The organism is Novosphingobium naphthalenivorans NBRC 102051 (genome assembly GCF_001590985.1).
GTDB classification, from domain to species: Bacteria; Pseudomonadota; Alphaproteobacteria; order Sphingomonadales; family Sphingomonadaceae; genus Novosphingobium; species Novosphingobium naphthalenivorans.
On record NZ_BCTX01000037.1, the window covers coordinates 1 to 18211 of the forward strand.

Annotated in this window: 13 protein-coding genes and 1 pseudogene; 2 read left to right on the forward strand and 12 right to left on the reverse strand. The window is 62.5% G+C overall.

Annotation, left to right across the window (positions count from 1 at the left end; genetic code table 11):
• The 4 genes and pseudogenes from NN5_RS13375 to NN5_RS13390 all read right to left on the reverse strand — a co-directional run.
• The coding region (locus tag NN5_RS13375) for an AMP-binding protein (RefSeq protein ID WP_169800989.1) at positions 1-625 on the reverse strand (625 nt) is incomplete at its 3' end.
• A gap of 228 nt (positions 626-853) precedes the next feature.
• Positions 854-3234: pseudogene (locus NN5_RS13380) on the reverse strand (TonB-dependent receptor).
• Positions 3235-3329: 95 nt separating this feature from the next.
• Entirely contained in the window at positions 3330-4559 is a 1230-nt protein-coding gene (locus NN5_RS13385) for a styrene monooxygenase/indole monooxygenase family protein (protein WP_174523897.1), read from the reverse strand.
• A 118-nt stretch (positions 4560-4677) separates the two neighbouring features.
• Positions 4678-5706 carry an AraC family transcriptional regulator gene (locus tag NN5_RS13390; protein WP_067734606.1) on the reverse strand — a complete coding sequence of 343 codons (1029 nt, stop codon included), beginning with the start codon at positions 5704-5706 and terminating at the stop codon, positions 4678-4680.
• A 192-nt stretch (positions 5707-5898) separates the two neighbouring features.
• On the opposite strand from NN5_RS13390, the gene NN5_RS13395 reads away from it, so the two are divergent.
• Positions 5899-6384, forward strand: coding sequence for a flavin reductase family protein (locus tag NN5_RS13395; protein ID WP_157081135.1), 486 nt, complete (start codon positions 5899-5901; stop codon positions 6382-6384).
• 51 nt (positions 6385-6435) lie between these two features.
• On the opposite strand, the gene NN5_RS13400 is transcribed toward NN5_RS13395, so the two are convergent.
• The 6 genes from NN5_RS13400 to NN5_RS13425 all read right to left on the reverse strand — a co-directional run bounded on the left by NN5_RS13400 (position 6436) and on the right by NN5_RS13425 (position 14565).
• The gene (locus NN5_RS13400) at positions 6436-7827 is read right to left on the reverse strand and encodes an amidase (protein ID WP_067734607.1); all 1392 of its coding nucleotides are present in this window, start codon (positions 7825-7827) and stop codon (positions 6436-6438) included.
• 2 nt (positions 7828-7829) lie between these two features.
• Positions 7830-8369, reverse strand: coding sequence for a cupin domain-containing protein (locus tag NN5_RS13405; RefSeq protein ID WP_067734608.1), 540 nt, complete (start codon positions 8367-8369; stop codon positions 7830-7832).
• Between the two features lies 1 nt (position 8370).
• Entirely contained in the window at positions 8371-9480 is a 1110-nt protein-coding gene (locus tag NN5_RS13410) for an alcohol dehydrogenase catalytic domain-containing protein (protein ID WP_067734638.1), read from the reverse strand.
• 374 nt (positions 9481-9854) lie between these two features.
• Positions 9855-10844 carry an MBL fold metallo-hydrolase gene (locus NN5_RS13415; RefSeq protein WP_067734609.1) on the reverse strand — a complete coding sequence of 330 codons (990 nt, stop codon included), beginning with the start codon at positions 10842-10844 and terminating at the stop codon, positions 9855-9857.
• 163 nt (positions 10845-11007) lie between these two features.
• Positions 11008-11934 carry a helix-turn-helix domain-containing protein gene (locus NN5_RS13420; protein ID WP_084384921.1) on the reverse strand — a complete coding sequence of 309 codons (927 nt, stop codon included), beginning with the start codon at positions 11932-11934 and terminating at the stop codon, positions 11008-11010.
• A 252-nt stretch (positions 11935-12186) separates the two neighbouring features.
• The gene (locus tag NN5_RS13425) at positions 12187-14565 is read right to left on the reverse strand and encodes a TonB-dependent receptor (RefSeq protein ID WP_067734611.1); all 2379 of its coding nucleotides are present in this window, start codon (positions 14563-14565) and stop codon (positions 12187-12189) included.
• 167 nt (positions 14566-14732) lie between these two features.
• Here NN5_RS13425 and NN5_RS13430 point away from each other — a divergent pair, with 167 nt between their 5' ends.
• Positions 14733-15527: a GDSL-type esterase/lipase family protein gene (locus tag NN5_RS13430; RefSeq protein WP_084384922.1), complete on the forward strand. Its 795-nt coding sequence runs from the start codon at positions 14733-14735 to the stop codon at positions 15525-15527.
• Here NN5_RS13430 and gluP read toward each other — a convergent pair.
• Together gluP and NN5_RS13440 are read right to left on the reverse strand one after the other, a co-directional pair.
• Positions 15498-16775, reverse strand: coding sequence for a glucose/galactose MFS transporter (gene gluP / locus NN5_RS13435; protein WP_067734613.1), 1278 nt, complete (start codon positions 16773-16775; stop codon positions 15498-15500). The genes NN5_RS13430 and gluP overlap by 30 nt on opposite strands.
• Positions 16772-18196, reverse strand: a complete 1425-nt coding sequence (locus tag NN5_RS13440; protein ID WP_067734614.1) for a glycoside hydrolase family 30 protein — start codon at positions 18194-18196, stop codon at positions 16772-16774. Before NN5_RS13440 ends, gluP begins: the two co-directional genes overlap by 4 nt.
• Positions 18197-18211 lie beyond the last annotated feature (15 nt).

Genomic DNA, 18211 nt, shown 5'->3' on the forward strand with positions numbered 1-18211 from the left:
GCCCATGCGCGTGGAACAGCGGCAGCGTATGCAGGATCGTGTCGGCGTCCGAGAACTGCCAGGTATCGAAGAGCGCCGCGACATTGCTGGACAAGTTGCCATGCGTCAGCATCGCCCCTTTGGGCCGCCCCGTCGTGCCGGAAGTGAACAGGATCGCGGCAAGATCACTCGAACTCACTGGTTCGACCGTTAGATCGGGGGCGAGGCTCGCCGCCAGATCCGGCAGCGAGCCGCTGCCGTCACCTTCCAGCGTGACGCGCGCGACCGGTGCCTCGGCTTCGCCGGGGACGGCCGTCGCGGCGGCATGGACCAGCAGGGCCGGTTCGGCGTCCTCGATCAGCAACGCCACTTCAGCGGCGGTATAAGCGGCATTCATCGGCACGAAGATCGCACCCGAAGCCAGCACGGCTAGATAAGTGAAGACGAATGCAGGTGAGTTTTCGGTCTTCACCATCACCCGGTCGCCGCGTTTCACGCCCAGCTGCTCTAGCGCCGCACGGTAGCGGCCGACGATGGCGGGCAATTCGCCAAAAGTGCAAACCGGCTCGCCACGCCAGAACAAGGCCACCTTGTCTTCATGGCCGGCATGGCGCGCATAGAAAATGTCGATCAGGTTTTCAGACATGTGCCTCTCGCCTCGAAGCGTGAAAAAGGGAGCCGCCAGTGCGGCGATCATTGCGATCCTGGCATAATCAGCGGCGCGTGCAGGGGCAAAATCCGCCTCTCACATTATGCGAGTCCGCTGCGGGATCTCCGGCTTCGTCCCGCCATGCGCCGGGACAGGCCAATCTTCAAAAAAGGAGGCTGCCCCGATGGGACAGCCTCGTCAGGTGAGGGTAAACTTTCGTGTTTCTCAGAACTTGACCGAGGCCGTCACCGACCATTCGCGGCCACGATTGTACACGCCCTCGAAAGCCTGCAGCGCATCGACCAGAATACCGGAAAGCAGGTAGCGCTTGTCCCCGATGTTCTTGATGTTACCGCTCAGCCCGAATTTCTCGTCCGCGCTGCTCCACCCCAGACTGGCGTTGAACAGCGAATAGCCGTTCTGCGCGATTTCCGGCGTGTTGAACGTGTTGTTGTAGAACTTGCTGCGATAGGACCAGTCGACATGCGGGCGCAGAACCGATCCGCCCGGCAGCTCCCACTCATAAGTCGCTCCCGCCGAAGCCGTCCACTTCGACACGCGCTCGAACATATTGTCGGGATTGATGTAGGTCGTGGCCTGATCGATCTGCTTGTAGTGCGCAGAAATCAGGCCAAGGGTTCCCTCGATCAGCAGCCCATGGGCCGGGCGAAGCTGTCCCTCAAGCTCGAAACCCTTGATCGAGGCACTGCCCGCATTGCGGAATACCGGGGCCACGCTGGTGAAGACTTGCACCTGCATGTCCTTGTAATCGGTATAATACGCCGCTGCATTCAGCGTCAGCAGGCGATCGGGGGTCTGGAACTTCACACCGCCTTGTAGACATCGACCTTTTCCGGGGCGAAGCTGGGAATGGCAGCGACAGGATCGGTGATGTCCGTGGTCACGCCCGGAATGATCGGCGGGAACACCCGCTGGCTGAAACCGCCCGACTTGAAGCCCCGCGACCAGGTGACATAGGTCATCAGCGACGGACTGGCCTGCCAGGCCAGGTTCACCATCGGCGTCGGCTCACTGAAACGGACCTTTGCGGTGACATCGGGCAGGATCCGGGTGCCCGGATCGAAAATCGGCGAATTGAACGGCGCCCCCAGGAACGAGGCGAGATTCTCGATAATGTACTGGTCCGGATGGAACCACTTGGTGTCGCGTGTGTAACGCAGGCCGGCCGTCAGCTTCAGCGTATCGGTCAGCTTGAACGTGCCCTGCCCGAAAACCGCCAGGCTTTCGTTCTTGAAGTAGCCGCCCGACAGGAAATTCGAGATGGTGAACGTCAGCTCGTTGTTGTCGACGCCGCTTTCCCGGAAATAGTAGGCCCCCAGAATCCAGTCGAGCCGGTCGTCGAACGCCTTGCCGAGCAGTTGCAATTCCTGGCTGAATTGCTTCTGTTCGATGTGATCGTAGAACTGGGCGATTGCGGCCGGGCTGTCGTCGCCATCGCGCGCAAAGTCCCCCTTCATCCGGCGATAGGCAGTGATGCTTTTCACCGTCAGCGACGGACTGACCTCCACCGTGTGGGTCATCGCCACGCCCCAGATATCCGAATTGGAATAGGACGGCGCCGTGCCCGCATTGGTATCGCGGCCCAGCACGTAACGGTTGTCGTAACAGCCCGCCACGGCAAGGTTCAGCGGAGCGGCCGCGGTGGCGCAGGGCACCGGCCCGCCACCTGCCTGCACATTGGCGATGATATTCCAGATATCGGCCATCGGCGGCGTCGCGGGATCGGTGGTCTTGCCATAGTTGATACCAATGAGGCTCATCGCCGGACCATTCTCGCGCGCGGTGGTGCCGTCGGCGGAAAGGTCGATCGTCCATGCGCTCGAAGGCTTGATCCGTGCCGCGATCCGGCCGGCGAAGTGGTTCTGGTTGCCCAGCATCTGCCCGTCGCTGACACGTTTCACGTAACCGTCCTGCCCGGTGTAGGAAACCGACATGCGGACCGCGAAGGAATCGGAAAACGGTAGGTTGGCCGTGCCCTTGAAGACCGCGAGATTGTCCGTGCCGTAAGTGGCCGACCCGCTGGCGGAAACCTGCGTGAAGTCCGGCGCCTTGCTGGTTACCGAGATCGCGCCGCCGATCGTGTTGCGGCCGAACAGCGTGCCCTGCGGACCGCGCAGGACCTCGATCCGCTCCATGTCGACAAGATCGAGGATGGCGCCCACCGAACGCGCCACATAGACGCCGTCGACATAGACACCCACGCCCGGCTCGACGGTCGGGACGAAATCCTGCTGGCCGATACCGCGGATATAGATCGAGGCGCTGTTGCTGGCGCCCGAATAGGAGGGATTGTTCTGCAGCGTCAGGTTCGGCGTCAGGTCGGCCAGCCCCTCGGTGCTGCGGATGCCGCGCGCTTCCATCGAGCGCTCGGAAAAGGCGGTGATGGCAATCGGCGTTTCCTGCAGGGTTTCGACCCGCTTACGGGCCGTGACCGTGATCGTGCCGTCAAAGGCGGAATCGGCCTCGTCAGCCGACTGGGCTTCCTGGGCACAGGCGAGGCCGCCATGCGCCAGCGCCGTAAGCGAAACGAGGCTGGCAAAGAGCTTGCGCGTTCGGCGCACGCGCGAATCCTTGATTGAATGCATTGAACATACTCCCCGGGTGCAATGATATTGGGGCGCCCGCTGTCCGGGCCGCCGGATCGGGAAGCGGCCGTCCGCTTCCCGTGAAACAGACTGGTTCAGGCCGCCGCCGCGTGTGTCAGCAGGAAGGCCTCCGCCTCGGCGGGATCGTAGTACCAGGGCGAAATGGCCTTGGGATCGTTGAAGCTGTTGGCCATGAGCTGGGCGATCTCGCGATTGCCCTCGGCCGCCTTGAGAATGCGCAGCATATGCGGCGGCGGCGGTGTCAGCGTCATGTTGGTGTAGTCTACGACGTACCGCGCATAGTCCCAGTAAGTCTCGAACGTCGCGTTCATCCACGCCGCGTCGAAGGGACCGTCATGGGCCAGGATCGCGTCGAGATAGACTTTGGCGCACTTCGCCGCGTTGTTGGAGCCCTGCCCCGTGATCGGGTCGTTGACGCAGACCGTATCCGCAATGCCGAATGCCAGCTTCCCGCTGGGCAGCGCGGCAATGGGATGGCGCACCGTCGGCGTGATCCGCCCGCGCAGCACGGCCTTCTCGTCGGTCAGTTCCAGATGGCCTTCGATCCGCTCGGCTTCGATCGGGAAGTAGGCGCGAAGAAGTTCCTCACTCAGCTTCAGGTGCTCGGCCGGCGTGGTGACATCACCCCAGACATCCATCGGCCCGCCGGGAACCGCCTCGATCGTGAAAATCTCGCACGGGCCGTCGAGCGTAAGCCCGGGAAAGGAGACGAATTCGCCGATACCGGGATTGATGTTGATGCAGATCGCCGGGTTGCCGGGACGCGGGCTGAACCGATGGGCATAAGTCAGCGCCAGCATGCGCTGCGGCTGGGAAAAGGGCGAACGCGCCGGGTTGCGCTCGAACAGGCGGCCGATCTCTCCCTTGCCCGAGGCGACAACCAGCAGGTCGTGCGCGGCAGCCAGCCGTTCGAGCGTCTCGATGCCCGCATCCTCGATCAGGAGAGTGCCGCCGAGCTCCTCGAAGCGGTCCATCCAGCGCGGCATCTTGATGCGCTGGTCGACCGACTGGCCGGGCTCGTCCATATCGCCCTGCCAGAACAGGCCGACATTGCCGTCGCTGTCCGCCAGCCGCATCTGCGCGGCGCAGTACTGCGGAGCGGTGTCCTGCCAGTAGTCGATGCCCAGTTCGCGCTCGAACCCGAGCGCCATGCCGTACATGGACTGGCTCGACGTCACGAAGCCTGCGCCGATTTCGGCCCCCGTGCGGTTGGACACCAACGTCACGTCGTGACCGCCCATCAACAGGCCGATACCGAGATGAAGACCAGCCTGACCGGCGCCGATAATTGCGATGCTTGCCATTTCCCCCCTCGCTTTCTTGCGAATAGGGGCAGGATATGGAGTCAGATTTCCGTCACAATCCGATCACCGCAAGCACCATCCATTCTCGGCAAGGTGCGACGGTTCCAGCGCCCGTTTTCTAACGATGACGGCGCAGAGTTTCGCGCGGAGTCTCCCCGAACCGCTTGCGATAGGCGAGCGCGAAGCGGCCGAGATGTTCGAATCCCCAGTTCATGGCGACATCGGTGACACTGGTCAGATCGTTCGGCACCTGCAGTTCCTTGCGCACCAGGTCCAGCCGGATGTCGCGCAGCAACTGCATCGGCGACAGGCCAAGGGCCTGCCGGAACTGATGGTGCAAAGTCCGCAAGGGTATTCCGGCGACTTCCGCCAGACGCGTCATGTCGATCGGCTCATGCGCATGGGCCTGAAGGAATTCGCGCACGCGCCGGACCGGCACCGGATCGCTGGCAGAGACTCCGCGCGTAAGTTCCGCAGTCAGGTTGTGCGGCTGGAGAAACAGCAGTGCCGCCATGGCCGTGTTTTCGAAATGGCGCTCCAGCAGCGGATAGGCTCCGTCCGGGCTGCTGCCGGACGCCTGCGGCAATATGCCGATCATGGAGCGGACCTGCTGGACCAGCATTTCGCCAAGCGGCGAAGTCAGATCGAACCAGGAGGCAAGCTGCAAAGGACCAGCGAGAGGTCGCCCGATATGGGCTTCGGCAAAGCGCTCGAAAATGGCGCGTTCGAACCGCAATACGATCTTGCGGCAATCGCCGCTCCAGAACATTTCCAGGGGAATCAACGGATCCTGCACGGACCCCCGGCCCGGCTTGTATTCGCCCTGAACGCCGCCAAGCGTCAGGCCTGATTTACCCGCGACAGGAATCTGAATGAGATAGAAGTTCTCCAGCCGCCCGGCATCGATCATCACGTCGGCGCCATAGCTCATCTCGGTCAACGAAACGCCGCCGCAGCGCATTTCGGCAATCCGCGTGTCGAGCTTGCCCCGTGCGTTCACCAGGTCCAGCGAATGCTCGCAATACATGCGGCCAACGTAGCTGCGCACCTCATCGCGTTCGGTGGAAACGAAATGGCGGTTTGCAGCACCGGCAAGCGGTGGCGGCAGACTTACATGATAGGCCTGTTGTACCTCAAACATCGGCATGACCTCGCCGGGGGCTGGGCAGAGCGGCTGAGCGGTTTCCCAGCAGTAACCCTGTTTTTGCCTCCCTCGTCAACGCCCGGCCGGGCTTGCCGGATCGGGATACTCCCTGCCGTGAGCGGATTTCGTCCCGAGAATCTCACATCGTAGGAATGAGCCTCGAAAAGAGGCCCGCAAGAACCAGGGGAGAAACCCGTGATCGACGAATTCAAGCTCAGCATGCGCTCCCTTGCCGGAGCCGTGAACATCATCACTGCCGGCAGCGGAAGCGACGCCGCCGGCCTCACCGCCACTGCCGTCTGCTCGCTGTCGATGACGCCGCCACGGCTGCTCGTGGGCATCAACCGGGCGGGATCAACATTCACCGCACTGGCCGCGACGGACGAATTCTGCGTGAACCTGCTGGACACCGAAGCACGCGGCCTTGCGGAAATCTTCGCTGGCCGGACGGGACTGGCCGGGGAAAACAAGTTCGCGGACGCCGGGTGGATCTGCGAAGATGATCATCCTCCCCGCCTGGCCAGCGCGATGGCGGCGATCCGCTGCACCGTCCATTCCATGCAGATCGTCGGCACCCATGCCATCGTCGTGGGCGACGTCCAGTCAGTCTGGAACCGGGCGGAAGCCCGCCCGCTGATCTATCACAACCAGTGTTTCCAGACCCTTCAGGATCTGGCCTGACATTCAGCCAGCGGCGGCGGGGCCGCAAGGCATTTCACCCGCCGCTTCGCCTCACATTTGCGGATGGGCCCGGTGCCAGCCCGTCACCCGCTGGAAAGCGATACCGGCGCCCAGCAGCAAAGCCTCCCGCCCTCGCGCGGCCACCAGCTGCACACCGACCGGCGCCCCGCCGTCCGCCGGCTGGGCAGGCAAGCAGAGCGCGGGTTGCCCGCCCAGATTGAAAGGTGCGGTAAAGGCGATGAGCCGGGCATTCGCTTCAGGATCGGCCGCCAGTTCGCCCAGCCGCTCCAGTGTCGGGGCGGCATAGGGCTGCACCGGCATCAACAGGCAGTCGATCCCGGCCAGAACGCTATCGAGCGCGCCTGTCAGCGCCATCCGGTCGAGCAAGGCGCGCTGGTGATCCATGGCCGAGGTCGAACGCCCGATATCGAGCAGGCGGCTCAGGGCCGGACCATATTCGGCAGCCCGCGCGGGATAAGTCCTCTCGTGCGCTACCGCTGCTTCGGTTCCGGCAAGCAATTCCCAGTGCCGCGATGCCGCGCTCAGATCGGGCAGATCGATCTCGCAGACCTCGGCACCGAGGGCCCGCAGTGTCTCTGCCGCACCGTTTACCGCGCGAATGACGGCATCATCACAACCCTCGCTGTTCCAGCGCGGATCCATGCCAATGCGCAATCCCGCGATATCTTCAACAGAGCAGGCGAAGTCGGCTTCGCCCGGCCAGCTGGTCGGATCGGAGGGATCGTGGCCCGCGATCAGGGACTGGATCAGCGCAACGTCGCGTGCGCTGCGCGCGATCGGACCGATGTGATCGAGGCTCGCTGCCAGTTCGAAGGCGCCATACCGGCTCACCCGCCCCCAGCTGGGCTTCAATCCCGTCAGCCCGTTGGCGGCGCTGGGAAACCGGATCGAACCGCCGGTATCCGAACCGAGCGAGGCATAGGCCAGACCGGCAGCCACCGCCACGCCCGAACCACTCGATGACGCGCCCGGCCACAAGTCTGCCCCCCACGGATTGAGCGGAGGGGTAATGCTGGGATGGTGCAGGGCAAAAGCGCCTTCGGTCATCTGCGTCTTGCCGATATTGATCGCGCCCGCTTCGCGCAGGCGGCGCACAACGGTGGCGTCGTGGTCCGGCCTGACGCCGCGATGGATGGCCATGCCGGCGGCCGTGGGCATATCGGCGGTATCGAACATATCCTTGACCGCGACCGGCACCCCTTCCAGCGCCCGCCCTTCTCCCCTGGCAAACCGCTGGTCGGCCAGGCGGGCCTGATGCAGCGCCGCTTCCGGATCGAGCCACGCGAAGGCATGCAGCCTGCCATCCAGACGCTCGATCCGGGTCAGAGTGTGCTCCATCACCTCCACGGCCGAAACCGTCCGCGCGGCAAGCAGGGCCGACAGTTCCGACAGGCCCAGATAATGAAGGTCGGCCGGTGCCATCGCTATCGGCGCTCCCCGCCAACCATCACCGAGATCATCGTCGTCGGCTTGTCGGTACGGTTGCGCCAGGCATGGCGAGTGCCGTTCTGGATCACCACGTCGCCGGCCTTCAAGTGACGGATTTCGCCGTCATCCAGTTCCAGCCACAGCTCGCCCTCGATGATGATGTCGTAGTCGACGGTCGCAGTGATGTGCATGCCCGACCCGTCCGGATCGAACGAATCGGCAAGACCGGGCAGGAACTGCGCCTGCTCGGCCGCGGCCGCAGCACCATCGAAGTCAGGAGAAGTCATCACGCTGTCGGGCGGAAAGCTGACGACGATCAGGCACGAACCGTTCGGCCCCGGCAGCATCGAGGTGATCTCGGCGACGGGATCGGTGCCAGTGCCATCATAAGGCAGCTGCGGCACGTCGTGCGTCATCCACGCCAGCGTCGTGCGAAAGCCGGGCATGGAGACGAAATCGTGCGTATTCGCCACCGGCCCGTCCGAAACCACGTAGGAGCGCCCGTTCTTCTCGCCCGTTACAATCCGCCTTACCATGTCATTCTCCTTGGCCCGAAGGCATCACAACCACATTGACGAAGCCGCCTGCCCGCTTCTCGGCCAGGGCAAGAGCTTCATTCACTTCACCGAGCGGAAAGCGGTGATGCTCAAGCACGGAAAGATCGAGCGTGCCTGCAGCCGCCATCGCCGCCATCTCCTCGCCCTCGGCGACCGTGAACCACAGTGAGCCGATCAGGCTGACCTGCGCGCACATGAGCGCATGCATGTTAAGCTGCATCGGCGCGTTCATGCCGCCGACATCGACCAGCCGCCCGCCACGGCGAAGCGCAGTAATGGCATCGAGCATCGCCTGTCCCGGCGCGCCCGGCCCCAGCGTATCGAGCACGGCATCGACACCCACACCGCCCGTAAGGCGGTGGGCCCATTCACCGACCGGCTCATCGCCCGCGGACAGGACATGAATGCGGGCCGGATCGATCGCGCGGACCCGTTCGAGCAATTCACGGTTCCGCGCCACGCCGAGAATGGACGTGGCCCCCATCGCGCGGGCGAGCAGCACTGCCCCCAGGCCGAGCGTGCCGCTGGCGCCATTAACGAGCACGGTACGGCCGGGCCCCACGCCCGCCTTGCGCAACCCGGAATAGGCCGTGCCGAGATAGCCGAAGCGGGCAGCCGCCTCGAAACTCACCTGCTCCGGCAGTTTCACCAGCCCGCTGGCAGGCGCGGTCGCGTATTGCGAGAAGCCGCCATAGGGATAAAGCTTGTAGATCCGCTGCGATGCCGGGCCGAACCCGAAGTAGCCCTGAAACGTGTAGGCAGGGCAATTGATCGCATCGCCCGAGCGGCAGGCATGGCATGATCCGCACGACCGGCCCGGATTGATATAAACCCGGTCGCCCGGCACGATACCGGAAACCATCTCCCCGACGTCCTCGACAATGCCGGCGGCATCGAGACCGTAAATCGCCGGGAGTTCGGGAACCGTCAGATAGGCCCGTTCGCCATAATTGCTCATCACATTGCGCAGATTGGGAACGACACCCGCTGCCTTGACGGCCACCACGACATCGTTTTCGCGTGGTTTCGGACGGGCCAGCGTATCGACCTGGAAACGCCCACCTGCCTGGTGAACGCGCGCTGCATGCATCATCTCTTTCCTGCTCCCCATGCCGATGCCGTCCCGCAAAGGATCCGGCGAATGAAGGCTGATGGGGAATGGCTATGAGGAGGCCGCACTCGGCGTCAATTGACGGAAACCCGCCTTGGACCTGCAGTTCTCACTATGTGCAAGATGGAGGGGCACAGTGCCTGCGATGCTCAGAATAGGAGCTGTATACCTGAATGAGCGCCGTGCGCAGAATTGCCTGCAATATCGATCGCCGACGCTTCTGGTTACAGCGTGCGGCCGCACGCCGCCCTTTCGATGGACCCGATTTCCTGGTGAGCGACTGGATCAGGGCGACGGCTGATGGCCGCGCGAACCGCGCTCGCCAGCAAAGGCTGACCGACTGGCGCAAGACTTCAAAATGCCTCTCCATCTTTCGCAACGGTTACCGGCCCGTTGTAGAAGCGATGAATTTCCGCAACATAACCGCCGTCCGCTATGGCCTTGGCGTTTCCGCCACCAGCAATGTGAGTAGCCACGACTTCACCGACATGCGCACTCGCTGCCATCCGGCCGATCTCGGCCGTTGTCAGATGATGCGTCCGCAGATGCTCCTCCATCTTGTCCAGCTCGCTTGCCGGTATATCGGGATACCACAGGCGCATTTTGTTGACCGTATCCTCAATGTCTATGAGTTCGGTGACCAACAGGTCGGCCCCCTGCGCCAATCTCTCCACGCTGTCGCACGGGCCTGTGTCACCGGTATAGACGATCGACCTGCCGGGCAGGTCGAAACGGAAGGAAAGAGAGCGGAACTTCAAGTCGCCCGCACTGCCAGGCGGAAAGCTGCAGTGGCAGTTCCTGGCAACTTTTACGGTAAATCCGTCGAAATTCACGACAGAACCGTCGTTGACCTCGACAACCTTGATGCCGGCTGCAGGATCAAGGGGAACCTCGCCCGGGACTCCATAGCCTAGTTCCGCACTCGGCCGCATCGCGGCGATGAGATCATCCACGATGCCCTTGATGCCGGGTGGGCCGAAAATTGTCAGGGGCGTCATCGTTCGCACTTGCAGCCGAAGCCCCAGCACCGCGGACAAACCGCCGATGTGATCAAAATGAATGTGGCTTATCCAGATGCTGCGCAGCATCTGGAATTGTGCGCCGGCCGCGAACGCTTCGGTCGCGGCACCATCGCCCGCATCGATGAGATGAGCCTGCGTGCCATTCAGCAACAGATTGGCCGGCTGTGCCCTGTCGAGAGAAAGTCTCGGCCCTCCCATCGTCCCGAGCGTGATCCAGCGATAATGATTGCTGTTGCCGGCTTGATCCGCCCGCACCGCCGGCGTGGCGACAACGGAGCCATCCTGCCGGGCGGAAACACCGGACGACGTGGCGCCAAGCACTGCCAGTGCAACCGCAAAACCAGCCGTCTTTCGACGGACAAGCCCAGTCCGCTCACATTTCCCTGTCATCTCGCACCTTGCTCCGCTTCCGGTAGAGCAAAAATGCTACCTTCGGTGATTGCGAAATACTTGGATCATAACGAACCCCGGCGATCGGAACTGTTCAGGACGCGAAGCGGCCCAAGCGCGAAGGCGTAGTGCCAAAGCGCGCCTTGAACGAGCGATTGAACTGACTCAGATCGCTGAAGCCCACATCGAAGGCAATGTCGCTGATCTTGCGCCCGTCGGACTTCAAGACGGCTTCTTTCGCGCGGTCCAGACGGCGCATCCGGATATACGAGGATGGGGATTTAGTGATGTCGGCAAAGACCATTTGTATATACCGTGGCGTAACGCCCAGCCGGTCGGCGATGAATTGCGTACTCAAATCGGGATCGCAGAGCGTCTGATCGATCAGCCGGATCGCTTCCTCGCGCACGCGATCACGAGTATGCACCTGCCGTACATCCTGCGACAGATCGTCAAGCACCAGCAGCACCAGATTGGCCAGCATTTCGCCCAGGGTCAGTTCGTTTCCGCCCTGATGGTGGGTAAGACACGTGCGGGCAAAGGAATGCAGCAACGCGCCTACGCCCGTTCGAACCGTGCCCTTGGCCCCTACCCGATCCATGGCATTGGGGCATTGCGCAAGGACTTCGCTACTTGGCAAATAGATTACAGTAACGGCCTTGCCGTCTTCGCCGGTTTCCGCCCTGTAAGGGGAACTGAGATCCAGCAGGACAAATTCCTGCCGCCCCACCAACTGCTCTCTTGCGCCGAAACTGAAGCGGGCCGTGCTGGCTTCCTGTATCGAGAGCCCGATGCGAGACACAGCGCGGCTCCGGCGAAAGCCATCACGCGACGTCTGAACGACTGTGGACTGCCCCTTGATCGTTGCGACAGAAGCATGTCCAATCTGACAGCTGCGCATGGTCCCCACAAAATCCCGAGGCGCATCGATGTCGACAGCGGTTAGGCGCTCGCAAACCCGGTTGTTCCATTCAGCGAGCCGCCGCGATGGGCTAACTTCCCGCGTAGAGAAAACTTCCATCCTCGCCCCTGCAATTTATTTTATGCACTTGTACAATGCCAAGGCCGGAATGTCGAATCCTGCCAAAGCCGACAAGCCGACTTTGGCTCGGGAAACGAGCAGGTCATCACTGACCCTCTCCAGGCGAGATTTCCCGTGGAAATACGAACAGCGAAGGTCCGACGCTGGGATGGCGCAGGGCCCTGTCGTGGATTCAGACTGAAGCCGTCAGCCGTGGCCCGGCTGACGGCAACTCAATCAGAACGGCCAAAGTCAGAACTTAATCGACGCCTGCACCGCGACCGACCGTCCCATTTCCGGCAATGCCCAGATAGTCCCGGGGGACGTCCCGACATTATTGCGCACGGCAGACGTGATCTTGTCGGTCAGGTTCTTGCCGATAACCGCGAGTTCCCAGCGCCCATCGGCATCTCCATACCCCAGCCGCGCATCCAGCTTGGCATAGCCATCCTGCATGAACAGCGGGTCGTTGCTCGCCTGCTCGACAAAGCTGCTGCTGAAGCTGACGCTCGGATCGAAGGTGAGCACGTTTGGGCCCACTGGCAGCGAGATGTCGATTCCGGCCGAACCGCTCCAGTCCGGTGCGTAAGGACGCTTCTTGCCGGACAGGTCCTGCACGCACGACTTGTTGACCAGCGTCTGCGCAAGCGTGCACGGACCATCGGGAAAGCGCGTGTAGTAGGCGTCGATGTAGGACACGTCGGCATGGAACCGCACGGCGTCGCTCAACCTGAACTGCGTATTGAGTTCCACGCCCCGACTGCGCGCCTGGGCCGCGTTCTGGATGGACTGCAGCACCGCACCGCTGGTCAGCACGACATTGGTGGATTCCTGAAGATCGGAATAGTCGCTCCAGAACAGGTCCACGTTAAACGTCAGGCGACGATCGAAGAACTGGCCTTTCAACCCCACTTCGTAGGAGTCGACGTTTTCCGGGCCGAAGGCATTGGGAATGAAGCTGTCGGCGAAACCGCCGGCCTTGAAGCCCTTGGTATAAGAAGCATAGACCATCGCCCCGGGCGCGACATCATACTGCACGCTTACCGTAGGCATCAGTTTCCGGTCGGTCCGCTTCGGATTTGCAAAATCCGCCGGGTCCGCCGCAAGAACAGCGTTCAACGCAGCCTGCTGGGCCGGGCTGCCCGCGATAAAGTTGTCCGGCCCCAGATAAGCGCCCGGACCGGAACTACCCGTTTCGTTGAAACGATGCGCAGTCTTCTTGACGATCGAATAGCGAAGACCCATGTTGATGCGCAGCCTATCGGTGAGATTGTAAGTGGCTGAAGCGAAGAATGACAGGACATCGTCTTTCTGGTCGAACGTGCCGTGAATCCCCACCGGATCGGTCGCACTGTAAAGCGGCGCCACGGCGGCCCCCAGAGGGGCGAAATAGAACCCGTCATAGAGCTTTGTGTGCAACTCACCGTGCGAATAGTACGCGCCCAGCACATATGTGAAAGGCGTGCCGGAAGCCGAGGTCAGCCGGATTTCCTCGCTGTAGTTCGTATATCTTTCGGGCAGGTAATAGGGCAGCGCCGCCGGCTTCCCCGGGATCACCTCCACCGGGACGGGGAAGAGATTGCCCCGCAACTGGACGTTGTGATGGAAATAGGCGCTCTTGCTGGACAGCGTGGCTGCGCCGAAGTCGTAGCTGTTGGTCCACACCGCTTCGGACATATCGTAATCAAGCGAACCGGGATAAGTGGATGTCTCGGCGTTCAGCTTGTCGTCCACAGGGCCGCCATTCTGGGCCAGATAGCGTGCGCACAGCCCACCGAGAACACCCACGACCGGCGGGCAATACATCAGCTCTTCCAGATTGTCCTCGCTGTCGCGCATGCGCGCGCGATCGAATCTGAATTCGGATTTGAAGCTGTCGCCCGGCTCCCAGACAAGCGAAACACGCCCGATCCAGTCCCGCTGGTGCGGACCGTCGTTGCCGGTAAAACTGTTCTTGATATAGCCGTTCATGCCATAGGCGCGGCCGGAAACACGCCCGCTCAGCGTCGAGGTCAGAGGCACATCCACTCCCGCTTCCACGGCATACTGACCGAAGTTGCCATAGAGGGCCGACGCATTCACCGCGAAATCATGGCCCGGCTTGCGTGTGGTGATGTTGAACGCGCCGCCGATGGTGTTGTTGCCGAAGAAGGTGGTTTGCGGGCCTTTGAGGATTTCGACCCGATCGATGTCGAACAGCGATGCCCGCATCGACCGCGCACGGCCGCGATAGACACCGTCGACGAATGTGCCGACCGCCTGCTCGAAGCCGGGATTGATGCCTGAACCGACACCACGGATCGTGAGGATGTCCGCCGCCGGCGCGCCTGCGAGTTTCACACCGGCGACATGATTGCCCAGGCTGGTCAGGTCACCGATATTGGCCCGCGCCAGCGCTTCACCACTGGTAACCGTCACGGCGATGGGAACGTCTTGCAGGGATTGCTTGCGCCCTTGCGCGGTCACGACGATTTCACCCTGATACTGGCTGTCGGCGGACGGACCGTCTGCCTCGGTGCTCTTGCCGTCGCCGTCCGGGCTAGTCTGCGCGAGCGCCGGTGCGGCGAACGCCAGGACCGCAGCGCCGGCAAGCAGCGCGGACGCGGTCGAAATAGTTGAGCTGGTCTTCATTGGTGGATCCCCCCTCGCAATTTTATCTCTGGTCTCTGCTTGCTCTCATTCCCGCACCGCTGCCGCACCGTCTTGGGCGAAAGCGAACAGAGTATGAAAAATACGAAAGGCGTGGCGTGAAAGGGGGCAACGACCTAGGACCTGACACTGATCAATGCGTGCTGGAGATGGGAAGAGCTGTGCCGGGACGAACGGAAACCAGATACCGGAAAGCCGTGGGGAAAATGGCGGGGATCCTGGCCGCTGCGGCAGTGCTTGCCGCGTCGCCGGTGGCTGGCGCTGCTGCCGAAAACGGAGGCGCCTTCGATGGCGAAATGAATCTCTTCGCGATGGAAGACGAATCCGTTCCAAAGCCGCCCTGCAGCACCCTTTTCGTTGGCAGTTCCAGCATCCGCTTCTGGTTCGAAATCAACGAAGACATGCACATGCCGCTGATCAAACGCGGCTTCGGCGGCGCGACGATCCCTGATGTAAACCGGTATTTCAACCGGATCGTGACACCATATCGGCCCAGCAGGATCGTATTCTATGCCGGGGAAAACGATCTGGATGCAGGGCACTCTCCGGCTCAGGTGCTCGCAGATTTCAAGGCGTTCCTTGATCGCAAGAGCGCCTTGCTGGGTGATACGCCGGTGTTCTTCGTTTCCGTCAAACCCTCGCCATCGCGCTGGAAGGAAATCGAGGTTCAGCGCGCGTTCAATGCCTTGGTCGGCAATCTGGCAAAAACCCGCAGCGATCTCGTCTATATCGACGTGGCGACCCCCATGCTGCGCAGTGGCACGCCCGATCCGGCGATGTTCATCAGCGACCACTTGCATATGAAACGGGCGGGGTATGCGATCTGGAAGCAGGTAATCGGGCAGGCGTTGCAGGAGGCTGCCGTCCCGCTCGCCCCCGACTGCCGGCCGACAGAACCAGCCTTGCCCGCTGCCTCAGGCCAAAGTCAGTCCTTGCGCTGGTGACAGCGGGGCCTTGCGCTCGGCGCCCAGCGCGAACAGGAAGATGAAGCCGTAAGCAATGGCGGGAACCGCGAACGCGACCGACAGGCTCAGGGTGTCCGCGATCGCTCCAACCAGCAGGGGGAGCAACGCACCACCGACGATCGCCAGGCAGAGCAGGCCGGAGGTCGAGGACTGTGACGCGCCCGACCGTTCGAGCGTGATGGTGAAGATCGTCGGAAACATTATCGAATTGAACAAACCGATCGACAACGCAGCGCTGCCCGCCAGCGTCCCGCTGGAACCGAAGACCACGAGACACAGAAAGATCGCTATCAGCGCACAGCAGCCCAGCAACCGGGGCGCCGCGATACGCGTGAGCAGAAAGCTGCCCGCGATACGGCCCGCCAATGCTCCGCCCCAGTAGAAGGTCGCAAGATAGTTCCCCGCGGATTCCAGCGGCAGGTCAAAGATGTGCCGCTGGTGGAGAAAGTTGATCATGATGCTGCCAATCGAGACTTCCGCGCCGACGTAGAGCCCGATTGCTGCCGCACCCGCGACGGCCCAGCGCGATCGCAGGGCAGCCAGCGCCGACGCTTGTTGTGCGGGGGGCGACTGGTTTGCCGCTACGGTAATCCTTTTGCGCTGGGACAGGACGAACAGCGCGAGCAATCCGAGCAGCATCGCCATGATCGTGAAAGCATGGCTGACGGCCGACAGTGCCTCGGTGCGCTGCGCAGCACTATGGATTTTCCCGCCACCTGCCTTGAGCACGGCGTCCCCAAGCATGAGCCGGGAACCATACTGCACACCGACGACCACACCGAGCGAGTTGAAGGTTTGCGCGAAGCTCAGGCGGAAATGACTCGTCTCGGCCGGGCCCAGTGCCGCCGCCAGCGGGTTCGCCGCCACCTGCAAGGCGGTGATGCCCGCAGCGAGCACGAACAGAGATGCCAGGATCAGAACATAGTCGTTGAAATGCACGCTGGACCGGACGAGCAGGCACCCGGCGATCATCGTGCAGAGCGACATCACGATAGCGCCCACCGTGCCGAGCCGTTGTCCAAGCGAGGCCGCTGGCAGTGAAAACATGCCATAGGCCAGGAAGAAGACAAACTGCGTGAGCAGGGCTTCCGTGTAGTTGAGCTGGAACACAGCGCGCAGCGCAACGATCAAGGGGTCGTTGTTCGAAGTGATGAACCCCCAGGCGAAGAACAGCGTGGTGACGGAAATGAAGGCGCCGGTAATACCCAGTTGGCGAAGGCGCGTCATCGGTTGTTCTTTCCGGCTTGCTGCCACGTGTAGGTCACGACCTCTCCCACAGGCAGAACAGCATGAAATTCGCGCCCGCCCTCGCGGACGGTCAGCCCAGCCGGTTTGCCGCTCCGGTTGTGGACGAGCAGGATCAGGGTGCCGTCGGGATTGCGGAACGCCACATCGGCTATCGTATCGGTCTGGCTGCTGGCGATGCGGCGAGCCCCCGGACGGAGGAAGTGGCTGGCATGGGCAAGCACATAATATTCGACATTGCGAGTGATCGCGCCGCTCTTGCGGTCGATCGTCACCACTCCCCGGCAATCGCCGCATCCGCCAAGGTGCGGGCCATGGTTCTCGTCGAGCGCCAGGTTCCACAACAGCGTGCCGCGCGAGCCGCTGCGGCTTGCGGCAATGACGAGATTGTCGATCATCCAGCCCAGTGTTTCACCCCAGTGCGGCGCCCATTCGCCGCCCGAACATTCGGTGAAGAACACATCCTTTCCGGGATAGGCCGCGTGAACCGCCGCCATCGCAGAAGGATCGCCGGCATAGCAATGCCATGCAATCCCGCTGACGTAGCGCCGCGCGCGCGGATCAGACAGCACGGCGAGCGGGCTTTCCGGCTGATCCCAGTTATGATCCCAGTCGAGAATGCCGACAGGCGTCTTGCGCCGGGCCAGTTGCGGCCCCAGGAACTCGCCGATGAACCGCGCTCGATCGGCAGGATCAAAGCGCATGCCGGGATAGTTGTCCGGCTCGAAATGGGGCTCGTTCTGGACGGAGATCCAGCGCACCGGCACCCCCTGCGCCGCCATCGCATCAAGGTATCGGGTAAAATAGGCGGCAAAGGCCGGGTAGACTTCGGGACGCAAGTGCCCCCTAATCAGGCTGTCCGTGTCCTTCATCCAGGCCGGCGCGCTCCACGGCGTTGCCATCAGCGCAAGGTTCGGGTTCACTGCCTTGGCCGCCTTGAGCACCGGGATCTGCGCCTGCATCGGCTTTGCCATGGAAAAATGCGCCAGGCCGGGGTCGGTCCGGCCAGACGGCATGTCGTCCAGACTATAGTGTTCCCTCGAAAAGTCCGAGGCGCCGATGGGGACACGCACAAAGCTCAGCGCCAACCCGTCGCGGCCGAACAGTTCGGAGATCAGACGATCGCGTTCGGCCTTGGGCAGCGCGGTTTCCAGAAGCTGCGCCGAAGCATCGGTCATCGCGGCACCGAAGCCAACCATGACCTGTTCGCGCTTGTCCGGTTCGACCGTCACGGTCACACCGTCGACCGCGCCTGATGCCGGGCGCAGCCGCAAGTCATCCTCATGCGCGAGCTTGCGGCTGGCGTCAGCGCTGCTAGCCCATACCGAAACCGCCCGAGACGGGCTGCCTTGTGGTGTCGCACAGGCTGTCACGGCCGTAAGAGCCAGCGTCGCGGCGAGCATGGGTCTAAAGGCACA

Bases quoted from the DNA above. Each gene is read 5' to 3' on its own strand.
- gluP (WP_067734613.1), bottom strand. From the start codon at position 16,775: ATGACGCGCCTTCGCCAACTGGGTATTACCGGCGCCTTCATTTCCGTC.
- NN5_RS13430 (WP_084384922.1), top strand. From the start codon at position 14,733: ATGGGAAGAGCTGTGCCGGGACGAACGGAAACCAGATACCGGAAAGCC.
- NN5_RS13440 (WP_067734614.1), bottom strand. From the start codon at position 18,196: ATGCTCGCCGCGACGCTGGCTCTTACGGCCGTGACAGCCTGTGCGACA.
- NN5_RS13410 (WP_067734638.1), bottom strand. From the start codon at position 9,480: ATGCATGCAGCGCGCGTTCACCAGGCAGGTGGGCGTTTCCAGGTCGAT.
- NN5_RS13405 (WP_067734608.1), bottom strand. From the start codon at position 8,369: ATGGTAAGGCGGATTGTAACGGGCGAGAAGAACGGGCGCTCCTACGTG.
- NN5_RS13390 (WP_067734606.1), bottom strand. From the start codon at position 5,706: ATGCCGATGTTTGAGGTACAACAGGCCTATCATGTAAGTCTGCCGCCA.
- NN5_RS13385 (WP_174523897.1), bottom strand. From the start codon at position 4,559: ATGGCAAGCATCGCAATTATCGGCGCCGGTCAGGCTGGTCTTCATCTC.
- NN5_RS13425 (WP_067734611.1), bottom strand. From the start codon at position 14,565: ATGAAGACCAGCTCAACTATTTCGACCGCGTCCGCGCTGCTTGCCGGC.
- NN5_RS13400 (WP_067734607.1), bottom strand. From the start codon at position 7,827: ATGGCACCGGCCGACCTTCATTATCTGGGCCTGTCGGAACTGTCGGCC.
- NN5_RS13420 (WP_084384921.1), bottom strand. From the start codon at position 11,934: ATGGAAGTTTTCTCTACGCGGGAAGTTAGCCCATCGCGGCGGCTCGCT.